The following is a 17,271-nucleotide window of genomic DNA, read 5'->3' on the forward strand; positions in this document are numbered from 1 at the left end:
CGGCCTTCGTCGCAAGCGCAATCAGGCCTTCGCCGCGCGCAAGTCGCCCGGTTCCGGGCGCGCGCCATGGTCGGCCCCGAGGGTGAGTTCGGGCAGGCAGAACCGCACGAGCGTCATGCCGCCCGCGATACGCCGGGCCTTGCAGTGGAGCTGGCGCCCGTTCTTCAGGATCACGACCTCGTCCACGGCCCCCCTGGCGGGGTCGCCGGCCTGCATCGCCTCGATCCGTCGCCAGATCCCGGCGGTGGTGCTTCGGGACCGCCAGGTGCGCAAGGCCGCGCGCAGATCCTGCACCTCGATCCCGTTGGGTTGGGTATCCTGCCAGAGCCGACCATACGCCTGGTTCGTCATCACCAGCGTATTGGCATTGGAAAAGACGGCGATCGCGTCCTCGATCTCGTCCAGGACGGCTTGCCCGGTCTCGATCTCCGTCCGGAACCGCTGGGTCAGGGACACCTCGGCGCTGATGTCCTCGAACAGGAAGGCCGTCGCCCCGTCGGGATGCGGACGCCCCGTCACGCGGAAGGTCAGCCCGTCGGGCAGGTGCCAGCGTTCGGCGTAGATGCCGCCGCTTTCGCCGGTTTCAAGCATGACGAAACCGTCCCGCCAGCCGATGTAATCCTTGGGCTCGGGCAGTTTGCGCATTTCGCGCAGCCGGTCGAGGATCGCCTCCAGCGTGGGGCGGGTCGACATGAAGGAGAACGGAAGGTCGAACATGTCGAGAAGCGCGGGGTTGAACATGGTCAAGCGCCGCTGCTTGTCGAAGATCGCAAGCCCGGTCGAGAGTTGCGCGAAGGTCTTCGCCAGGGTCTGGAGGAACTCGTGGCGGGCATGTTCCGCGCGGACGGTGGCATTGACGTCGGCGGCGAAGAAGATCGTGCTGTCGTCCAGTCGCCGAGCGGTGACGTCGAACCAATGTTCGACGTCTTCGTCGTTCAGGCGCAGCGACTGACGGCAGGTGATTGGGCCGTCGGCGTCCGGGTCGAGCGGATCGAGGTCCTTGAACAACCGCGATCCGGGCCAGATCCGGTCACCACCCGAACCGGCGGGGCGCGTCCGATCGGCGTAGGCCAGGTAGGCATCGTTCGCCCAGGTCAGGTTGCCGGAGGGATCCTCCTGCCAGATCAGCTGCGGTGTCTCGCGGGTGAAGGCGCGCAAAAGGTCCAATTCCCTGACCTCCGCCTCGCGTTCCAGCGCATCGAGGGTCATCGTGGAGTCCCCGGCCTCCGCGGTGCGCAGGCTGATCCGGGTCAATCCGTCGTCGTCGCGCACCTGCACGCATGTCCCGTCGGGCGGCTCGGCCCGCACGGTTTCGGTGCTGCGGGTGCGAAGTTTGGCCATCCGCTGCCGCAATTGTGGAAACCGTGGCGACAGGATCGACAGCAGCGTCTCCATCTCTTCCCCGTGGGTCCCGCGGTCGGCGATCAGGGCCGAGGCCGAGGGCGAGGCGTCGACCAGGAAATCCCCGTCGAACAGGAAGACCGGCGTATCCGACCCGTTCGCAGCACCCCGTGGCCCGGCGTTCGCAATCGCGCGCCGGTTTCCGCGAAGGGCCATTGCCGCACCGAACAGGCCGTTCAGAAGCAGGGCAAAGGCCAGGGAAACCGTCAGGACGTCAGTCATGGGAACACGGGCTCCAGTTCATGGACCGATGCTGTGGCAAAAGAGTTAACCGGATATTAACGCCTGTTCGACGTGGCCGATGCTCACGGCAGGAACGTCGGGTTCTGTCCCAGCCGGTCCGAGGTCCGGGGCGTGTCCATCAGCTGCGACAGCGTCCAGACGACCCGCACGACGGCGCCGCTTTCGGGGTTGTTGGCGAAGGTCAGCCCCGCACCGGTCCGCTCCAGCAGGGTCTTGGCGATGAACAGGCCCAGGCCCATGCCGCTGTAGGACGGCCGGATGTCGCCATCCAGCGCTTCGCGGCGGCGGCGCACGTAAGGATCGCCGATGCGACCGATGACCGATTGCGGGAACCCGTGCCCGTCGTCGACGATCTCGACCGAGGCGCGGCCCTCGCCCCAGCGCACCCGGATCGTCACCTGGCTTTGCGAGAAATCGACCGCGTTCTGGATCAGGTTGCGCAGCCCGTGGATGATCTCGGGCCGGCGGGGGATGTGCGGCTGCGCCGCGGACCCCGGCTCCGGCGCGATCTCGAAGATCACCTCTGCGGCGCGGTCCAGGTGGGGTTCCGCGGCCTCGCGCACGACGGCCTCGATCGGGGCGGACTTGACCATCAGGTCGTCCTTGCCGACACGGCCCATGGAATGGAGGATGTCGCGGCATCGATCCGCCTGCTGCCCGATGAGCCGCGCGTCCTCCTGACTGTCGCTGCCCTCCGGCAGGTCCGACGCAAGCTCCGAGCTGACGAGCTTGATCGTGGCGAGCGGCGTGCCCAGCTCGTGTGCCGCGGCGGCGACGACACCGCCCAGGTCCGTGAGCTTGCGCTCCCGCTCCAGCGCCAGCTGGGTGGCCAGTAGCGCGTCGCCCATGGAATGCATCTCGGTCGTGACGCGCCGGGCGTAGATCCCGAGGAACAGCACGCCGATCACCAGCGATACCCAGGTGCCGAAGTGGAACAGGTGCGGCGGGGTCAGCTGCGTCCCGTCGGTCAGCTCCAGCGGGATCCAGAACAGACCCAACATGCAGACCGCCGCGATCGCAAGCGCGCCCAGCGCGATGAAGCTGCCCAGGTGAAGCACCGTCGCGGCGATGACCACGGGGGCCAGGATCAGAACCGCGAAGGGGTTCGTCAGCCCGCCGGTGAGGTAGAGCAGCAAGGCCAGTTGCACGATGTCGAAGGCCATCATCGAGCGGGCCTCCCGCTCTGACAGGCGCCGAGCCTCGGGGTAGCGCGCGTGGGTCGCGAGGTTGGCCAGGATGGAGGCCGCGATGACCATCACCACGGGCAGCATGTTCAGCGACAGGTCGTAGACCTGCGTCGCGGCGGCGACGGCCACCATCTGGCCCGCGATGGCGCACCACCGCAGGGTCAGCAAGGTTTGAAGTCGCACCCAGTTGCCGCGCGCGTGTTGCGCCAGTATCGACGTGTCCATGGGTTAGCTCTTACGACCCCGCCGCCTGCCGATCAATCCGGCGCTTCGCAAAAGGAACTTTCACGATGTCCCGACTGCCCCTGATCCTCGGCGCGGCCTCGATCGCCGCCGTGCTGGGCGTGACCCTGTCACTGACCTACGGACGCGGACAGGACCTGGCCGATTGCTTCGGCACCGCCGTCGCGGGGGCCGACATCGGCGGTCCCTTCACCCTCGTCGATCCGACCGGTGCCACGGTGACGGATACGGACGTCATCACCGAACCGTCGCTGATCTACTTCGGCTACGGCTTCTGCCCGGACGTCTGCCCCATCGACAATGCCCGCAACGTGGCCGCCGTCGATCTGCTGCAAGAGCGCGGGATCGAGGCCACGCCGATCTTCATCAGCATCGACCCCGAACGCGACACGCCCGAGTTCATGGGCGATTACGCCGCGAACATGCACCCCGACATGATCGGGCTCACCGGCAGCCCGGAACAGGTGCGGGAGGCCGCGGATGCCTACCGCGTAATCTATTCCAGAAACGGCGACGATCCCGATTATTACCTGATGAACCACTCGGCCTTCACCTACCTGATGATGCCCGAGACCGGCTACGCCACCTTCTTCCGCCGCGACACCACGCCCGAAGAGGTCGCAGAGCAGACCGCCTGTGCCGTGAACACGATTTGACGGACGGCCTGGCGCGCTTATCTAGTGCCGGGACAACGGAAGGTTCGACCCATGACCGATGCTGCCGCCACTTCTTCGCAAACGGATTCGACGCGCGACCTGGGGCCCGATCCCAGCCTCTTGCTGGTCGACGATGACGAGGCCTTCGTCCGCCGCCTGGCCAAGGCGATGGAAAAGCGCGGGTTCGAGCCGGTGATCGCTCAATCGGTGGCTGAGGGGAAGGCGGCGGTCTCGTCCCACCCTCCTGCCTTCGCGGTGGTGGACCTGCGGCTCGAGGACGGCAACGGGCTGGACGTGGTCGAGGATCTGCGCGCCCGGCGGCCCGACGCGCGGATCGTCGTGCTGACGGGCTACGGGGCCATCGCCACCGCGGTCGCGGCGGTCAAGATCGGCGCGACCGACTACCTGGCCAAGCCTGCCGACGCCACGGATGTCACCAACGCACTCCTGGCGCGCAACGACGCCCTGCCGCCCCCGCCGGAGAACCCGATGAGCGCCGACCGCGTCCGCTGGGAGCATATCCAGCGCATCTACGAGCTGTGCGACCGCAACGTCTCGGAAACCGCGCGGCGGCTGAGCATGCACCGCCGGACGCTGCAACGTATCCTCGCCAAGCGCAGCCCGCGTTGAGGTAGGACGCGGAAGGAATTCCTTTCCGCAAGAGCGGCCACGCACGCGTCGGGATCGGCACCATCCGTTCGCCATGACCATGCGGGTCTGGACCATTCAGGAAATTCAGCCTCGGGTCACGCAGGCGCCCGCGCGGTCAGCCCATCTCGTCCAGCAGGGCCGCGTGGCGGGCGGTGAAATCGGCCCGGACCTCGGCCGGGGGTCTGAGGGCGATGGTCAGCCCGTCGATGACCTCGGGTGCCGGGCGTCCGAAGAAACGGGTCGCCTCCGTGACCGAGAAACCGGCGATCTGCGTGGCCTCCAGCCAGGCCGAGACGGTGTCGGCGGCCTTGATCCGTTTCTTGACCGTGGCGGGGATCTGCGCGGGCAGGCCGAAGCGCAGGTGGATCGCGGCGGTCAGGCGGGTGTCGAGTTCCTCGTATCCCGGGCCCACGGCCGCCTTCACCGGGCTGATCATGTCGCCGATGACGTATTCGGGCGCGTCGTGCAGCAAGGCAGCCAGGCGCCATTTCGGCGGTGCGCCGGGGACCAGCCGCGCGTAGATCCGCTCCACCAGCAGCGAATGCTCGGCCACCGAATAGGCGTGATCGCCGCGGGTCTGCCCGTTCCATCGCGCGACGAAGGCCAGGCCGTGGGCGATATCCTCGACCTCGACGTCCATCGGGGTGGGGTCCAGCAGATCGAGCCTGCGGCCCGAAAGCATGCGCTGCCACGCGCGGGGCTGTTTCATGGGGGATTCCCTGGTCGACGCAATGGGCAGAGAAAGCGGGCATCGGGTCGCGTTGTCAACGCGGGCCTCGCGGTGATAAGGGACGCCAAACCATTTGGCAGGAGCCGGACATGAGCACGGATTACATCGTCAAGGACATTGCGCTGGCCGCCTACGGTCGCAAGGAACTGGACATCGCCGAAACAGAGATGCCCGGCCTGATGGCCCTGCGCGAGGAATACGGCGCGGCCAAACCGCTCGCCGGGGCGCGGATCGTGGGGTCCCTGCACATGACGATCCAGACCGCCGTCCTGATCGAGACGCTGGTGGCGCTGGGCGCGGACGTGCGCTGGGCCTCCTGCAACATCTTCTCGACCCAGGATCACGCGGCTGCGGCGATCGCCGAAAGCGGTGTGCCGGTCTTCGCCGTCAAGGGACAAAGCCTGGAAGAGCACTGGGACTACCTCGACCGGTCGTTCCAGTTCGCGGAAGGGGCGAACATGATCCTCGACGATGGCGGCGACGCCACGCTCTACGTGCTGTTGGGCGCGCGGGCGGAAGCGGGCGAGGACATCATCGCCGTCCCGCAGTCCGAGGAAGAGGAGGTCATCAAGGCCCAGATCAAGAAGCGGATGGAGGCCTCGCCGGGCTGGTTCACCAAGACCCGCGACGCGATCGAGGGCGTCTCGGAAGAGACGACGACCGGCGTGCACAGGCTTTACGATCTGCACAAGAACGGTCAGCTGCCCTTCCCCGCGATCAACGTGAACGACTCCGTCACCAAGTCGAAGTTCGACAACAAGTACGGCTGCAAAGAATCCCTCGTCGACGGCATCCGCCGCGCGACCGACACGATGATGGCCGGCAAGGTCGCCGTGGTCTGCGGCTACGGCGACGTGGGCAAGGGGTCGGCGGCGTCCCTGCGCGGCGCGGGCGCGCGCGTGAAGGTGACCGAGGTCGACCCGATCTGCGCCCTGCAGGCGGCGATGGACGGCTTCGAGGTGGTGCTGCTGGAGGACGTTCTGGACTCCGCCGACATCTTCATCACGACGACCGGCAACCGCGACGTGATCCGCATCGAGCACATGCGCGAGATGAAGGACATGGCGATCGTCGGCAACATCGGCCACTTCGACAACGAGATCCAGGTCGCCGCTTTGCGCAACCACAAGTGGACGAAGATCAAGGACCAGGTCGACATGATCGAGATGCCTTCGGGCAGCCGTCTGATCCTGCTCTCCGAAGGACGTCTGCTGAACCTCGGCAACGCCACGGGGCATCCGTCCTTCGTGATGTCTGCGTCCTTCACCAACCAGGTGCTGGCGCAGATCGAGCTTTGGACCAAGGGCGATGAATACGAGCCGGGCGTCTTCATCCTGCCCAAGCACCTCGACGAGAAGGTGGCCCGCCTGCACCTCAAGCGGATCGGCGTGAAGCTGACGGAGCTGAAGAAGGAGCAGGCAGATTACATCGGCGTCACGGTCGAAGGCCCCTTCAAGCCCGAGCATTACCGCTACTGACCCTGAACCCTCGCGATCCGGACGCCCCCGCACATCCTTGCGGGGGCGTTTGCGTTTCAGGGCAGGGGGTCGCTTCGGCCCCAGTGCATCCCCTGCAGATTGGACGGGGCAGGCAGTCTCGACCGATCGAATCGTCGCGTCGAAGCGAAAGCGAGGTTCACCTTGCGGTTGAATTTCGTCCTTTTCTCCTTGGCCCGGCCCGCGCGATCACGTTAGCGTGACGGCAATGGTCCCGCGGGGCCGACACAACCGAGGGAATACGCCATGAGCAAACGCGACGAGCTGATCGAGAAATACGCCGAGGACCTGCGCAACGATTGCGAGATGGAGCCGGACATGGACCTGCTGACCAAGGTCACCATCGGCTGCGGTCCGTCGATCTACAACGCCGACTCCAGCACCGTCGCCGGCAGCGATGGCGACGAGCTGCGGCGGATCGAGGACAATTTCCTGAAGAAGAAACTGGGCCTGCCCGAGGGGCCGGAACTGATGGGCGGTATCCAGGCCGCGCTGACCGCCTACGGCCGGTCGAACACCAACAAGTACCGCGCGGTTGTCTACTACCTGCTGGTCAAGCACTTCGGCAAGGAATCCGTCTACGCCTGAACGGGCCGGGGCGGTCAGGACAACGGGATCAGGACCGCACCGATCACGCCGCAGACCAGCGTCACGCCCGTGGCCGTCCGCAGGATGCGGCGCCATCCACGCGCCTCGAGCGCGCCCAGGAGGATCAGCCAGGGCGCGATGACGAAAGCACCAAGCCCGAGCCCCGCGGTCAGACCTTCGAGGATCGTGTCGACGCCCGAGGTGGCGAAGATGTGGTGCATCATCGCCGTCACCACCCCGATCATCGCCACCGCGACGACGTAGGCCAAGGGACGGCGGCCTCTCTTGCCGGATCGGGCGCGGCTCACGCTTCGGCCAGCGACATCACCACATCCCATTGCGCATCCGTCACCGGCTGTACGGACAGGCGTGAATTCTTCACCAGCACCATGTCGGCCAGCCGGGGATCGGCCTTGATTTGGTCGAGTGATATGGGCCGGAGCAGCGGGTCCGCGGCGCGGATGTCGACGCACTCCCACTTGCCGCTGTCGTCGGTGCTGTCGGGGTGGGCGGCGGCGATGATTTCGACCGTGCCCACGATCTCGAGCCCGCTGCGGGAATGATAGAAGAACCCGGTATCCCCCACCTCCATCCCGCGCATGACGTTGCGCGCCTGGTAGTTGCGCACGCCGTCCCATTCCTCGCCGGCCTCTCCCTTCGCGACGAGGTCGTCCCAGCCGAAGACGTCGGGTTCGGACTTGAACAGGTAATGGGCCATCTATTCCTCCTTCAGCGGACGGGCGAGCAGGCTTTGCAGCGCGGTTTCCACGTCGATCTTGCGCGCGCAAAGCGCCGAGACGACCGCGCAGACCGGCAGGTCCAGGCCGCGCGCCTGGCCTAGATCGGTCACCGCGGCAGAGGTGGCGGCCCCTTCGACGGTGACCGTCGGGTCGATGTCCTGCCCCGCGCCCAGCTTCAGCCCATGGCGGTAGTTGCGCGACAGATCGGAGGTGCAGGTCAGCGCAAGGTCGCCCAGCCCAGACAGGCCCGACAGCGTCTGCGGGTCGGCGCCCATCGTCTCGGCCAGGCGCTGCATCTCGGCGAAGCCGCGGGTCATGAGTGCTGCGCGTGCGCTGTCGCCAAGCCCCGCGCCGATGGTCACGCCGCAGGCGATGGCGATCACGTTCTTCAGCGCGCCGCCCAGTTCGGCGCCCACGGTGTCCGTGGTCCGGTAGAGCCGCAGGGTCGCGGTCGAGAGCGCCAGTTGGAGCGTCTCTCCGACGGGATCGTCGGCGCAGGCCAGCGTCAGCGCCGTGGGCAAGCCACGTGCGATGTCATCGGCGAAACTGGGTCCGGTCAGGATCGCGGCCTGGTTGTCGGGCAGTGCCTTGCGGATCGTGTCGACAGGCCCGGTCAGGGTCTCAAGGTCGATCCCCTTGCAACAGGCGACCAGCGGCAGGCCGCGCAGCGCGTCCGCATGGGTCTCCAGCACGCCGCGCAGGGTCTGGGCAGGCACCGCCAGCAGGACGGCCCGCGCCCCTTTCAGCGTGGCGTTGTCGTCGGTGATCGTGACGCCCTTGGGGATCTCCACGTCCAGTTTCGTGCTGCGGCGCGTGCGGGCAAGGGTGCCTACGTCCCGCGCCCAGAGCGTCACGTCCCGTCCGTCGCGGGCGAGCGCGATCGCCAGCGCCGTGCCGAAAGCGCCGGCCCCCATGATGGCGATCATGCCTTGGCCCCCTTCTTGCCGAATCCCAGCATCGGCGCCGCGCTGTCGTCCAGGGGCCAGCGTGGCCGGGCGGACAGCGTCATGTCGTCCTCGGCACCGGTGGCGAACCTCTCGAGCCCCGCGTAGGCGATCATCGCCGCGTTGTCGGTGCACAGCGCGAGCGGCGGGGCAAGGAACGCCACCCCCCGGTCGGTGCAGAGCGTGGTCAGCGCCTCGCGGATCGTCATGTTCGCCGCGACCCCACCCGCCACGGCAAGCGTCGGGGCCTGCGGGCGCAGTGCCATGTAGCGGTCGAGGGCACGGGCGGTCTTGGCGCGCAGCACGTCGCGCACCGCGGCCTGGAACCCTGCGGCCAGGTCCGCTTGGTCGGACCGTGCGAGCGTCCGGTCCGGCCCCACCACGTCATCGCGGGCGCGCAGAAGCGCTGTCTTGAGACCGGAGAAGCTCATGTCGCAATCGTCGCGGTCCAGCAGGGGCCGGGGCAGGGCGAAGCGTCGGGGATCGCCATGGCGCGCCGCCCGCTCGACCGATGGGCCGCCCGGTTGGGGCAGGGCGAGCAGCCGGGCGGTCTTGTCGAAGGCCTCTCCCGGCGCGTCGTCGATGGTGCCGCCGATCCGCTCGAACCGGTCTGCGGCGTGGACGATCAGGAACTGGCAATGCCCGCCGGAGACCAGCAGCATCAGGTAGGGAAAGGCCACCGCATCCGTCAGGCGCGGCGTCAGCGCGTGACCCGCAAGGTGGTTCACCCCGACCAGGGGCAGCCCGGTCGCGGCGGCGAGCCCCTTGGCGCACATCACGCCGGACAGGACCCCGCCGATCAGCCCGGGCCCGGCGGTGACGGCGATGGCATCGCAAGCGGTGAGCGGCGTTTCGGCCTGTGCCAGCGCCTCCTCGACGCAGTGGTCGATCTTCTCGGCATGGGCGCGGGCGGCGATCTCTGGGACCACGCCGCCGAAACTTTCATGCAAAGCCGCCTGTCCGAAGACGACAGAGGACAGCACGCGCGCCGCGCCGACATCGCCGCGCACGACGGCGGCGGCAGTGTCGTCGCAGCTGCTCTCGATGCCGAGGATGGTGAGGGGGCGGGACATGGGTGGCCTGTTGCGCGGGACTGCCCAGCAGGTAACACTCGGGCCCGGGTCAAACAACTGCGGTGCACGATGCGACACGCCCCCGTTCTGGTCGTCACGCGCCCCGCGCCGAAGGGCGAGGCTTTCGCGCGCGCCGTGTGCCAGGACATGGCGCGACCGCCCCGCGTGATCCTGTCGCCCGCTTTCGCGGTGCAGCCGACCGGTGCGGCGGTCCCGGGCGGCGACGTGATCTTCACCTCCGCTCGGGCCGTCGACATCGCGCCCCCCGGCACCGGCACCGCCTGGTGCGTGGGCGACGCCACGGCCCAAGCGGCAGAGGCGAAAGGCTGGACCGCCCGTTCGGCCAGGGGCGATGTGGAGGCGCTGGTGACGCTGATCCTGTCGATGCGCCCCGCCGGTCCCTTGACCCACCTTGCGGGCGCGCAGCGGCGCGGCGACATCGCGCGCCGCCTGACGCAGGCGGGCGTGCGGTGCGAAACGGTCGAACTCTACACCCAAGTGCCGCTGGCCCCGGCCACCGCCCTGCTCGACGCCGCAAGGGAGGGTGCGCCGCTGGTGGCGCCCGTCTTTTCCCCCCGATCGGTGGCGGGGCTCGCGCTTGCCGGGCGGGTGGCGCCGCTGCATATCGTGGCGATCAGCGCGGCCGTGGCCCACGAAGCGCAGCGCCTCAACGCCGAAAGAGTCTTGACCGCAGCCCGGCCCGACGCAGTTCACATGCTGGAAGCGACCACGCGGGCGCTGGCGGACTGCGGGCCATAGCGCCGCTTGAGGCTGGTGGCGGTGCGGTCTAACGTCGGAGGAAGCGCCCCTTGCAGGGGGCCTGCAGCGAAAGGAATTGATGTGGCGGACAAGGTTGGCAAGGACGAAGAGCCCGTCGCGGGCAAGGCCAGCACGGCGATGCCGCCGCCGACGATTCCGGATCGCGCGACATCGCAAGGCAAGTCGCCCGAGCGCGAGGCGCAGGTCCCGCCCACCGCCGCCGGCCCTGTCGCGGCCTCGATCCCTGGCGCCGTCCCCGGGGCTTCGACATCCGGGACGTCTTCGCCGTCGACAGGCTCCAAGCCTGCAACGACGGCCGCCTCTACCGGCGCGCCCGCGTCGGGCGACGGGCTGGCTTCCACTGCGCGGGGCCCGGTCTTTCTGCCGATGGCGCTGGGCGGGCTGGTCGCCGGCCTGATGGGCTACGGCATCGCCTGGACGCAGTTCGGCACCGACGACGGCCTGGCGGATCCCTCGGTCGCGGAGGTGGACGGCGCTGCCGACATGCAGGCGCAGCTCGACCAGCTGCGCGCGGACCTCGAGGCACTGCCCGAACCGCAGGCCTTCGAGGCGCCGGAACCCTTCGATGCCTCCGAGATCGAGGATCAGCTGGGCGCCCTGCAGTCCGAGACCGCCGATCTGCGCGAACTGGTCGACACGCTGACCGCCCAACCGATCGTGGGAGAGGACGCGCAGGACGCCGCCGTGCAGTCGCTGAGCCAGCAGATCGCCCAGCAGACCGCCGCCTTGCAGGACCAACGCAACGAATTGCAATCGCAACTCGACGAAATCCGCACGCAGGCCGACGAGATCCGGGCCGAAGCCGAGGAAGTGCGCTCCACCGCCGTCGAGAATGCACGCACCGAAACCATCCAGGCCGCACTCGCCCGCGTGCAGGGCGCACTGGAAACGGGCGCGCCGATGACCGCGGTGCTTAACGATCTGTCCGATGCGCTGGGCGAACCCGCGCCGGACCCCTTGCGGGCCGTCGCGGAGGAGGGCGCCCCGACGCTTTCTGGTTTGCGCGACGATTTCCCCGACGCCTCGCGCGCGGCGCTGCAGACCGCGCGCGCCTCCGGCAGCGAAGGCGAGGGCGGGTTCGGCAGCTTCCTGCAGCGCCAGTTCAACGTCCGCTCCACCGCCCCGCGCGAAGGCGACAGCGTCGACGCCATTCTGTCACGGGCGGAGGACGCCTTGCGCAACGGTCGCCTGACCGACGCCTTGGCCGAGGTCGAGACCTTGCCCGAAGACACCCGCGCCGCGATGTCCGACTGGATCGGCCGCGCGCAGGCCCGTGCCGATGCGGTCGCCGCGGCACGCCAACTCGACACCAACCTGACCGCCAACTGAGGGACGCGCCATGTTCACGACCTTTCTGAAGATCGCCGTTTTCATCGCCCTCGTGGTCGCCGTGACCTGGGGCGGGATGATGCTCTTGTCGCTGGAAGGCGGGGCGATCGTGTCCATCGGCGGTTACGAGGTGACCTTGGGCGCGCTGCAACTGGTGGTCGCCATCGTGGCGCTGCTGGTGGTGTTCTGGCTTGCGGTGCAGCTTGTGAAGCTGCTCGCGGCGGTGTTCCGGTTCCTCAACGGTGACGAGACCGCGATCTCGCGCCACTTCGACCGCAACCGCACGCGCAAGGGCCAGGAGGCGCTGTCGGACGCCATGTTCGCCATCGCCGCGGGCGAAGGCCAGCTGGCGATGCAGAAGGCAAAGCGTGCGGACAAGTACCTGGACCGGCCGCAGCTGACGACCCTGCTTAAGGCGCAGGCGGCGGAACTGACCAACGACACCCGCACCGCCGAGGAAAGCTACCGCGCGCTTCTGGAACGCGAGGACACCCGCTTCGTGGGGGTCCGCGGGCTCATGCAGCAAAAACTCGACGCGGGAGAGACGGACACGGCGCTTGCGCTGGCCCGCAAGGCCTTCGCGCTGAAACCGCAGCACCAGGGGGTGCAGGACACGCTGCTGAAGCTTCAGGCGGAGAAGGCCGACTGGACCGGCGCGCGAGAGACGCTGAGCGCCAAGCTCAAGTCCGGGAACCTGCCGCGCGAGGTCCACAAGCGCCGCGACGCGGTGCTGGCCCTGTCGGAGGCGCGCGACATCATGGACGACGGCAAGGACATGAAGGCCCGCGAAGCCGCGATCGAGGCCAACAAGCTGTCCCCCGACCTGGTGCCCGCCGCGGTCATGGCCGCCCGCGCGCATATCGCCAAGGGCGAGCAGCGCAAGGCTGCGCGGATCCTCACCAAGACCTGGGGTGTGACCCCGCATCCCGACATTGCCGCCGCCTTCGCCGAGATCGAGCCGAAGGAGACGCCGGAGGCGCGTCTCAAGCGGTTCCGCGCGCTGACCAAGCAGAACCCGGACCACGCCGAGACCAAGATGCTGCTGGCCGAGTTGCACATCGCGACGGAGGATTTCCCGCAGGCCAAGCGCGATCTGGGTCACCTCGTGACCGACGATCCCACGGCGCGGAACCTCACGCTGATGGCCGCGATCGAGCGGGGCGAGGGGTCCGATGACGCCATCGTGCGCGGCTGGCTGACGCGCGCGCTGACGGCCCCGCGCGGCCCGCAGTGGATCTGCAACAATTGCCAGCACATCCATGCCCATTGGGGACCCGTCTGCGAGAACTGCGCGGCCTTCGATACGCTTGAATGGAAACGCCCGCCGCAGGGCGAGGTGGCGATGCCAACCGGCACGGAGATGCTGCCGCTGATCGTGGGCCAGAAACCCACCGTGGTGACCCGCAGTGACGCCGAGGTCGTCGAGGCCCTGCCCGCACAGGCCGACCGGCCACAGGACGCAAAATAGGTCTTTTCGGACCGCCCCGGTGGTGCTAGACGGCACCCCGGATGCCGCATTAGCTCAGTTGGTAGAGCACATCATTCGTAATGATGGGGTCGGGGGTTCGAATCCCTCATGCGGCACCAGTTCCTCCTCGACCATCAATGGGACCAATGGCTTGGCCCTCCGACGCCCGACCGGTTTTCCGCCGACCGGACCACTTGGCCCTCGCCTTGCCGGATGCGGCGGCCTATCCCTGCGCCCGTGACCCGCGTTGGAGATGACCCGTGCTGAAACCCGTACTTGCCCTTGCCCTTCTGACCGCCACCCCCGCGGTGACCGAGACCTACGCGATCCAGCTGGGCAGCCGTCAGATCGGTACGCTTGAAACCGGTGCCAGCGCGCTGACCTCGACCTTGGACAACACGCCGCTTGGGGTCGCGGACGGGACGTTCCAGGCCTCCGTCAGCCGGGTCGGGCTGGATGACGGCAGTGCCGCGGATCAGTTCCTGGGCATCAACCGCGGCGGCAAGACGCGCGATATCTCGGTGATCAGACAGGACGGTGCAGTGCGCGACGTCACCGTGGTCCCCGCCAACGACGCCACGGACCTCAGCGTGCCTTCGGCCGTGCCCGCGGGTGTCCTTTTCCCGCCGGAGGTCTTCGCCCGCCTCGAAGCCGCTGGCGGCTGCCCCGCGCCGCTGTCGATGTACGACGGACGGCGGGTGGTGGGGATCTCCACCGCGTCTTCGGCAGTCGTAGGGGGGGAGACGGTTTGCGAGATGTCCTACCGCGTCACCGCCGGGAAGGGCCATCTGTCGCCCTTCAACTTCAAGTCGCTGAACATGGAGCTGGCCTATGCCGGCGGCGCGCTGTCGCGCGTGACCGTCAGCGCGGGCAGCTTCGACGTGAACATGCTGCGCCGCTAGAGCGCGCGCCCGTCCAGATCCTCGACCAGTTCGAAGTGCTCGAAGACGAGCATCATGTCGGGAGAGAAGCCGCCGTTGCGCCTGAAATAGGCCTCGTGCCCTGCGCGCCAGCCGTCGAGATCGTCGTCCTCGCCTTCGGCCAGCGCCATCTTTTCGGTGACGTCGCAGAAGCGGATGGTCTGGACCTGCGTCGTGCGGATCACCAGCGCGGGCGATCCGCCCCAGTTCATCGCGATGTCGCAACGACCGACGACGGGCATCGCCTCGGGCTCGTCCTCGAAGTCGCGCAGCGCGCCGCAGGTGGCGGTCTTCTTGCCCGCGCGCACCAGCGCGATCAACTCCTGGCACAGCGCCTTGCTGTCGCCGAACGTGAAGTTGCCGGCACCGGGATAGCGGTCGTTGAGATCTTCGATCTCGTCGGTCATGACGGCGCGCTTTCGCGCTTTGCCAGATCGCCGGTGTCGCCGATCCGGGCCAGGTGCACCTCTCGCGAGAAGCGCAGCGTGGGTTTGACGGCGAAGAGGATCGAGCCGATCAGGAAGAACCACAGGGCCGACGTCTCGTAGGCGGGAAAGAAGAAGAGCGCCGATCCCACGACGAAGCAGATCGCCGCCATGAGGTCGACCACGGTGTGGGCAAGTTCGTAGGTGGCGTAGATGCGCTTCTTGCGCGGGTGGTCGTGCGACTTGTCCTGGAAGTACATCAGCGCGACAGGCCGCCCCGCAGGGTGGGCACGTCGAGCGCGCCGAAGCCGTAGTGCCGCAGCCAGCGCAGGTCGGAATCGAAGAAGGCGCGCAGGTCGGGGATGCCGTATTTCAGCATCGCGATCCGGTCGATCCCCATGCCGAAGGCAAAGCCCTGCCACGCGTCGGGATCGACGCCCGCCGCCTGCAGCACCTTGGGATGCACCATGCCCGAGCCCAGGATCTCCAGCCAGTCGTCGCCTTCGCCCACCTTCAGCGTGCCGCCTTCCCAGGAGCAGCGGATATCCACCTCTGCCGAAGGTTCGGTGAAGGGAAAATGAGAGGCGCGGAAACGGATATCGACGTGATCGACCTCGAAGTAGGCCTTCACGAATTCCTCCAGCACCCATTTGAGGTGCGCCATGGAGATATCGCGATCGATCGCCAGGCCTTCGACCTGGTGGAACATCGGCGTGTGCGTCTGGTCGAAGTCGGCGCGATAGACCCGGCCCGGACAGATGATGCGCGTGGGCGCGCCGGTCGCTTCCATCGAGCGGATCTGCACCGGCGAGGTATGGGTCCGCAGCACGGCGGGCGGGCGGTCGTCGCCCGTCGCGCGCGCCATGTAGAAAGTGTCCATCTCGGCCCGCGCGGGGTGGTGCCCGGGAATGTTGAGCGCGTCGAAGTTGTACCAGTCCGATTCGACCTGCGGGCCTTCGGCGACGGCGAAGCCCATGTCGGCGAAGATCGCGGTGACCTCCTCGGTGACCTGGCTGATGGGGTGGATCGACCCCTGCCGCTGCGGCCGCGCGGGTTTGGTCACGTCCAGCCACTCGGTCCGCAGGCGCGCGTCGAGGGCGGCATCCGAAAGTGCTGCTTTCTTCGCAACGAGGGCGCTGTTGATCTCGTCCTTGAGGGCGTTCAGGGCAGGGCCCGCGGTCTTGCGCTCCTCGGGGGTCATCTTGCCCAGCTCGCGCATCTTCAGGCTGATCTCGCCCTTCTTGCCGAGCGCCTGCACGCGCAGGTCCTCCAGCGTGGCCTCGTCGCCGGCGGCGGCCACCTGATCCAGGTATTTCTGCTTGAGATCGTCCATGACGCCCCCGTCCTTTCAGGTTTGCCCGGTGCTAGCCTGTCGCGAAGGGCATCGCAAGACAGGTCGCGCCCACGAAAAAGGGCCGCCCCGAAGGACGGCCCCGATATCGTGCTGGAACGGGCCTCAGGCCTTTTCGGACAGGGCGTCCTTGGCCTTGGTCACGATCGCCTCGAAGGCGGCGGGCTCGTTCACGGCGAGGTCGGCCAGGACCTTGCGGTCGACTTCGATGCCGGCCAACGTGAGACCGTTGATGAACCGCGAATAGGTCAGATCGGCGTCGATGGCGCGCACGCCCGCGTTGATGCGCTGGATCCACAGGCTGCGGAAGTTGCGCTTGCGGTTGTGGCGATCGCGGGTGGCGTATTGGTTGGCCTTGTCGACGGCCTGGGTCGCAACCTTGAAGGTGCGGCGGCGGCGGTCGTAGTAACCTTTCGCCTGGTCCAGGATCTTCTTGTGACGACGGTGGGTGACGGGTCCGGATTTAACGCGCATGTTCGGTCCTCCTGGTTATCGTGCGTAGGGCATCATCGGCTTGATGATCTGCTCATCGGCCTTGGCGAGGACCGTGGTGCCGCGGGCATCACGGATGAACTTCTTGTGGCGCTTGATCATGCCGTGGCGCTTGCCGGCCTGACCTGCCTTGATCCGGCCGGAGGCCGTGATCTTGAACCGCTTCTTGCAGCTCGATTTCGTCTTCATCTTCGGCATTTCCGTCTCCTCGGTGGGTCGGTGTGAACGCGCGACTCGGCATGCCTATCGGCCGGACGCGCGGGTGGAGCGCGCCTGATAGAGGCGCGCGGTCCGTTTGGCAAGGGGGTCAGCGCGTGACTTGCGCCACGACCCGGGTCAGCACGTCGGGCAGGGTCGACCAGCTATAGGCGCCGGGGGCCTCACGCATCGCATAGCCGATCATCAGCGCCGCGATCACCACGATCAGCGCGGGCGCGCGCGGTGTCCGGCCGTCGGCGAAGGCACTGACGATCGCGGGGATCGACACGACGCCGAGGACCAGTCCCAGCACGAAGATCATGTCGGTCGACACGGGCGGCACCCTCACCGTTGGC

21 protein-coding genes and 1 tRNA gene are annotated in these 17,271 nt (G+C 67.9%); 9 read left to right on the forward strand and 13 right to left on the reverse strand.

Annotated features, from left to right (window positions below; translation table 11 throughout):
* Positions 1–21: 21 nt before the first annotated feature.
* On the reverse strand, positions 22–1,623 hold the full coding sequence (locus EU805_RS02355; RefSeq protein ID WP_129762336.1) for a PAS-domain containing protein: 1,602 nt from the start codon (positions 1,621–1,623) through the stop codon (positions 22–24).
* Positions 1,624–1,706: 83 nt separating this feature from the next.
* A complete protein-coding gene (gene regB / locus EU805_RS02360) occupies positions 1,707–3,056 on the reverse strand; it encodes a sensor histidine kinase RegB (protein ID WP_129762337.1) in 1,350 nt (449 codons plus the stop codon).
* 65 nt (positions 3,057–3,121) lie between these two features.
* On the opposite strand from regB, the gene EU805_RS02365 reads away from it, so the two are divergent.
* Positions 3,122–3,730 (forward strand): SCO family protein, encoded by a 609-nt coding sequence (locus EU805_RS02365; protein ID WP_129762338.1) that lies wholly within the window; start codon positions 3,122–3,124, stop codon positions 3,728–3,730.
* A 51-nt stretch (positions 3,731–3,781) separates the two neighbouring features.
* On the forward strand, positions 3,782–4,360 hold the full coding sequence (locus tag EU805_RS02370) for an ActR/PrrA/RegA family redox response regulator transcription factor (protein WP_129762339.1): 579 nt from the start codon (positions 3,782–3,784) through the stop codon (positions 4,358–4,360).
* Positions 4,361–4,496: 136 nt separating this feature from the next.
* Here the strand turns inward: EU805_RS02370 and EU805_RS02375 are convergent, their stop codons facing one another.
* Positions 4,497–5,090, reverse strand: a complete 594-nt coding sequence (locus EU805_RS02375) for an HD domain-containing protein (protein ID WP_129762340.1) — start codon at positions 5,088–5,090, stop codon at positions 4,497–4,499.
* Positions 5,091–5,200: 110 nt separating this feature from the next.
* Between EU805_RS02375 and ahcY the strand changes: the two genes are divergently transcribed.
* Together ahcY and EU805_RS02385 are read left to right on the forward strand one after the other, a co-directional pair.
* Complete coding sequence (gene ahcY, locus EU805_RS02380) at positions 5,201–6,589, forward strand: adenosylhomocysteinase (protein ID WP_129762341.1); 1,389 nt, start codon at positions 5,201–5,203, stop codon at positions 6,587–6,589.
* Positions 6,590–6,853: 264 nt separating this feature from the next.
* A complete protein-coding gene (locus EU805_RS02385) occupies positions 6,854–7,195 on the forward strand; it encodes a DUF2853 family protein (protein ID WP_129762342.1) in 342 nt (113 codons plus the stop codon).
* A 14-nt stretch (positions 7,196–7,209) separates the two neighbouring features.
* Here the strand turns inward: EU805_RS02385 and EU805_RS02390 are convergent, their stop codons facing one another.
* From EU805_RS02390 to tsaD, 4 genes are read right to left on the reverse strand one after another with little or no spacing between them, the layout of a single operon-like run.
* Positions 7,210–7,464 (reverse strand): DUF1761 domain-containing protein, encoded by a 255-nt coding sequence (locus EU805_RS02390; protein WP_165351867.1) that lies wholly within the window; start codon positions 7,462–7,464, stop codon positions 7,210–7,212.
* Between the two features lie 35 nt (positions 7,465–7,499).
* The gene (locus EU805_RS02395) at positions 7,500–7,913 is read right to left on the reverse strand and encodes an EVE domain-containing protein (protein WP_129762344.1); all 414 of its coding nucleotides are present in this window, start codon (positions 7,911–7,913) and stop codon (positions 7,500–7,502) included.
* Positions 7,914–8,861: an NAD(P)H-dependent glycerol-3-phosphate dehydrogenase gene (locus EU805_RS02400; protein ID WP_129762345.1), complete on the reverse strand. Its 948-nt coding sequence runs from the start codon at positions 8,859–8,861 to the stop codon at positions 7,914–7,916.
* Positions 8,858–9,952 (reverse strand): tRNA (adenosine(37)-N6)-threonylcarbamoyltransferase complex transferase subunit TsaD, encoded by a 1,095-nt coding sequence (gene tsaD, locus EU805_RS02405; protein ID WP_129762346.1) that lies wholly within the window; start codon positions 9,950–9,952, stop codon positions 8,858–8,860. Before tsaD ends, EU805_RS02400 begins: the two co-directional genes overlap by 4 nt.
* Positions 9,953–10,021: 69 nt before the next feature.
* On the opposite strand from tsaD, the gene EU805_RS02410 reads away from it, so the two are divergent.
* From EU805_RS02410 to EU805_RS02430, 5 genes are all read left to right on the forward strand, one after another.
* The gene (locus EU805_RS02410; RefSeq protein ID WP_129762347.1) at positions 10,022–10,711 is read left to right on the forward strand and encodes a uroporphyrinogen-III synthase; all 690 of its coding nucleotides are present in this window, start codon (positions 10,022–10,024) and stop codon (positions 10,709–10,711) included.
* An 81-nt stretch (positions 10,712–10,792) separates the two neighbouring features.
* Positions 10,793–12,061, forward strand: a complete 1,269-nt coding sequence (locus EU805_RS02415; protein WP_129762348.1) for a COG4223 family protein — start codon at positions 10,793–10,795, stop codon at positions 12,059–12,061.
* A 10-nt stretch (positions 12,062–12,071) separates the two neighbouring features.
* On the forward strand, positions 12,072–13,529 hold the full coding sequence (locus EU805_RS02420) for a heme biosynthesis protein HemY (protein WP_129762349.1): 1,458 nt from the start codon (positions 12,072–12,074) through the stop codon (positions 13,527–13,529).
* 43 nt (positions 13,530–13,572) lie between these two features.
* A tRNA-Thr gene (locus EU805_RS02425) sits at positions 13,573–13,648 on the forward strand.
* A gap of 141 nt (positions 13,649–13,789) precedes the next feature.
* Positions 13,790–14,431, forward strand: a complete 642-nt coding sequence (locus EU805_RS02430) for a hypothetical protein (protein WP_129762350.1) — start codon at positions 13,790–13,792, stop codon at positions 14,429–14,431.
* Here the strand turns inward: EU805_RS02430 and EU805_RS02435 are convergent.
* The 6 genes from EU805_RS02435 to EU805_RS02460 form a co-directional block, all read right to left on the reverse strand.
* Positions 14,428–14,856: an ASCH domain-containing protein gene (locus EU805_RS02435; protein WP_129762351.1), complete on the reverse strand. Its 429-nt coding sequence runs from the start codon at positions 14,854–14,856 to the stop codon at positions 14,428–14,430. The genes EU805_RS02430 and EU805_RS02435 overlap by 4 nt on opposite strands.
* Positions 14,853–15,134 carry a YrhK family protein gene (locus tag EU805_RS02440; protein ID WP_129762352.1) on the reverse strand — a complete coding sequence of 94 codons (282 nt, stop codon included), beginning with the start codon at positions 15,132–15,134 and terminating at the stop codon, positions 14,853–14,855. The genes EU805_RS02435 and EU805_RS02440 overlap by 4 nt, the downstream gene beginning before the upstream one ends.
* Positions 15,134–16,207 carry a phenylalanine--tRNA ligase subunit alpha gene (gene pheS, locus EU805_RS02445; protein ID WP_129762353.1) on the reverse strand — a complete coding sequence of 358 codons (1,074 nt, stop codon included), beginning with the start codon at positions 16,205–16,207 and terminating at the stop codon, positions 15,134–15,136. Before pheS ends, EU805_RS02440 begins: the two co-directional genes overlap by 1 nt.
* A gap of 123 nt (positions 16,208–16,330) precedes the next feature.
* The gene (gene rplT / locus EU805_RS02450) at positions 16,331–16,699 is read right to left on the reverse strand and encodes a 50S ribosomal protein L20 (protein WP_129762354.1); all 369 of its coding nucleotides are present in this window, start codon (positions 16,697–16,699) and stop codon (positions 16,331–16,333) included.
* Between the two features lie 15 nt (positions 16,700–16,714).
* Positions 16,715–16,915, reverse strand: a complete 201-nt coding sequence (rpmI, locus tag EU805_RS02455) for a 50S ribosomal protein L35 (RefSeq protein ID WP_129762355.1) — start codon at positions 16,913–16,915, stop codon at positions 16,715–16,717.
* Between the two features lie 109 nt (positions 16,916–17,024).
* On the reverse strand, positions 17,025–17,249 hold the full coding sequence (locus tag EU805_RS02460) for a hypothetical protein (protein ID WP_129762356.1): 225 nt from the start codon (positions 17,247–17,249) through the stop codon (positions 17,025–17,027).
* Positions 17,250–17,271 lie beyond the last annotated feature (22 nt).

The sequence above is a fragment of the Salipiger sp. IMCC34102 genome, from assembly GCF_004145405.1.
In the GTDB taxonomy this organism is placed as follows: domain Bacteria; phylum Pseudomonadota; class Alphaproteobacteria; order Rhodobacterales; family Rhodobacteraceae; genus Loktanella.

Excerpts from the sequence above, each read along its gene's own strand:
- EU805_RS02355 (WP_129762336.1), bottom strand. The coding sequence starts at position 1,623 with ATGACTGACGTCCTGACGGTTTCCCTGGCCTTTGCCCTGCTTCTGAAC.
- regB (WP_129762337.1), bottom strand. The coding sequence starts at position 3,056 with ATGGACACGTCGATACTGGCGCAACACGCGCGCGGCAACTGGGTGCGA.
- EU805_RS02365 (WP_129762338.1), top strand. The coding sequence starts at position 3,122 with ATGTCCCGACTGCCCCTGATCCTCGGCGCGGCCTCGATCGCCGCCGTG.
- EU805_RS02370 (WP_129762339.1), top strand. The coding sequence starts at position 3,782 with ATGACCGATGCTGCCGCCACTTCTTCGCAAACGGATTCGACGCGCGAC.
- EU805_RS02375 (WP_129762340.1), bottom strand. The coding sequence starts at position 5,090 with ATGAAACAGCCCCGCGCGTGGCAGCGCATGCTTTCGGGCCGCAGGCTC.
- ahcY (WP_129762341.1), top strand. The coding sequence starts at position 5,201 with ATGAGCACGGATTACATCGTCAAGGACATTGCGCTGGCCGCCTACGGT.
- EU805_RS02385 (WP_129762342.1), top strand. The coding sequence starts at position 6,854 with ATGAGCAAACGCGACGAGCTGATCGAGAAATACGCCGAGGACCTGCGC.
- EU805_RS02395 (WP_129762344.1), bottom strand. The coding sequence starts at position 7,913 with ATGGCCCATTACCTGTTCAAGTCCGAACCCGACGTCTTCGGCTGGGAC.
- EU805_RS02400 (WP_129762345.1), bottom strand. The coding sequence starts at position 8,861 with ATGATCGCCATCATGGGGGCCGGCGCTTTCGGCACGGCGCTGGCGATC.
- tsaD (WP_129762346.1), bottom strand. The coding sequence starts at position 9,952 with ATGTCCCGCCCCCTCACCATCCTCGGCATCGAGAGCAGCTGCGACGAC.
- EU805_RS02410 (WP_129762347.1), top strand. The coding sequence starts at position 10,022 with ATGCGACACGCCCCCGTTCTGGTCGTCACGCGCCCCGCGCCGAAGGGC.
- EU805_RS02420 (WP_129762349.1), top strand. The coding sequence starts at position 12,072 with ATGTTCACGACCTTTCTGAAGATCGCCGTTTTCATCGCCCTCGTGGTC.
- EU805_RS02435 (WP_129762351.1), bottom strand. The coding sequence starts at position 14,856 with ATGACCGACGAGATCGAAGATCTCAACGACCGCTATCCCGGTGCCGGC.
- EU805_RS02440 (WP_129762352.1), bottom strand. The coding sequence starts at position 15,134 with ATGTACTTCCAGGACAAGTCGCACGACCACCCGCGCAAGAAGCGCATC.
- pheS (WP_129762353.1), bottom strand. The coding sequence starts at position 16,207 with ATGGACGATCTCAAGCAGAAATACCTGGATCAGGTGGCCGCCGCCGGC.
- rplT (WP_129762354.1), bottom strand. The coding sequence starts at position 16,699 with ATGCGCGTTAAATCCGGACCCGTCACCCACCGTCGTCACAAGAAGATC.
- rpmI (WP_129762355.1), bottom strand. The coding sequence starts at position 16,915 with ATGCCGAAGATGAAGACGAAATCGAGCTGCAAGAAGCGGTTCAAGATC.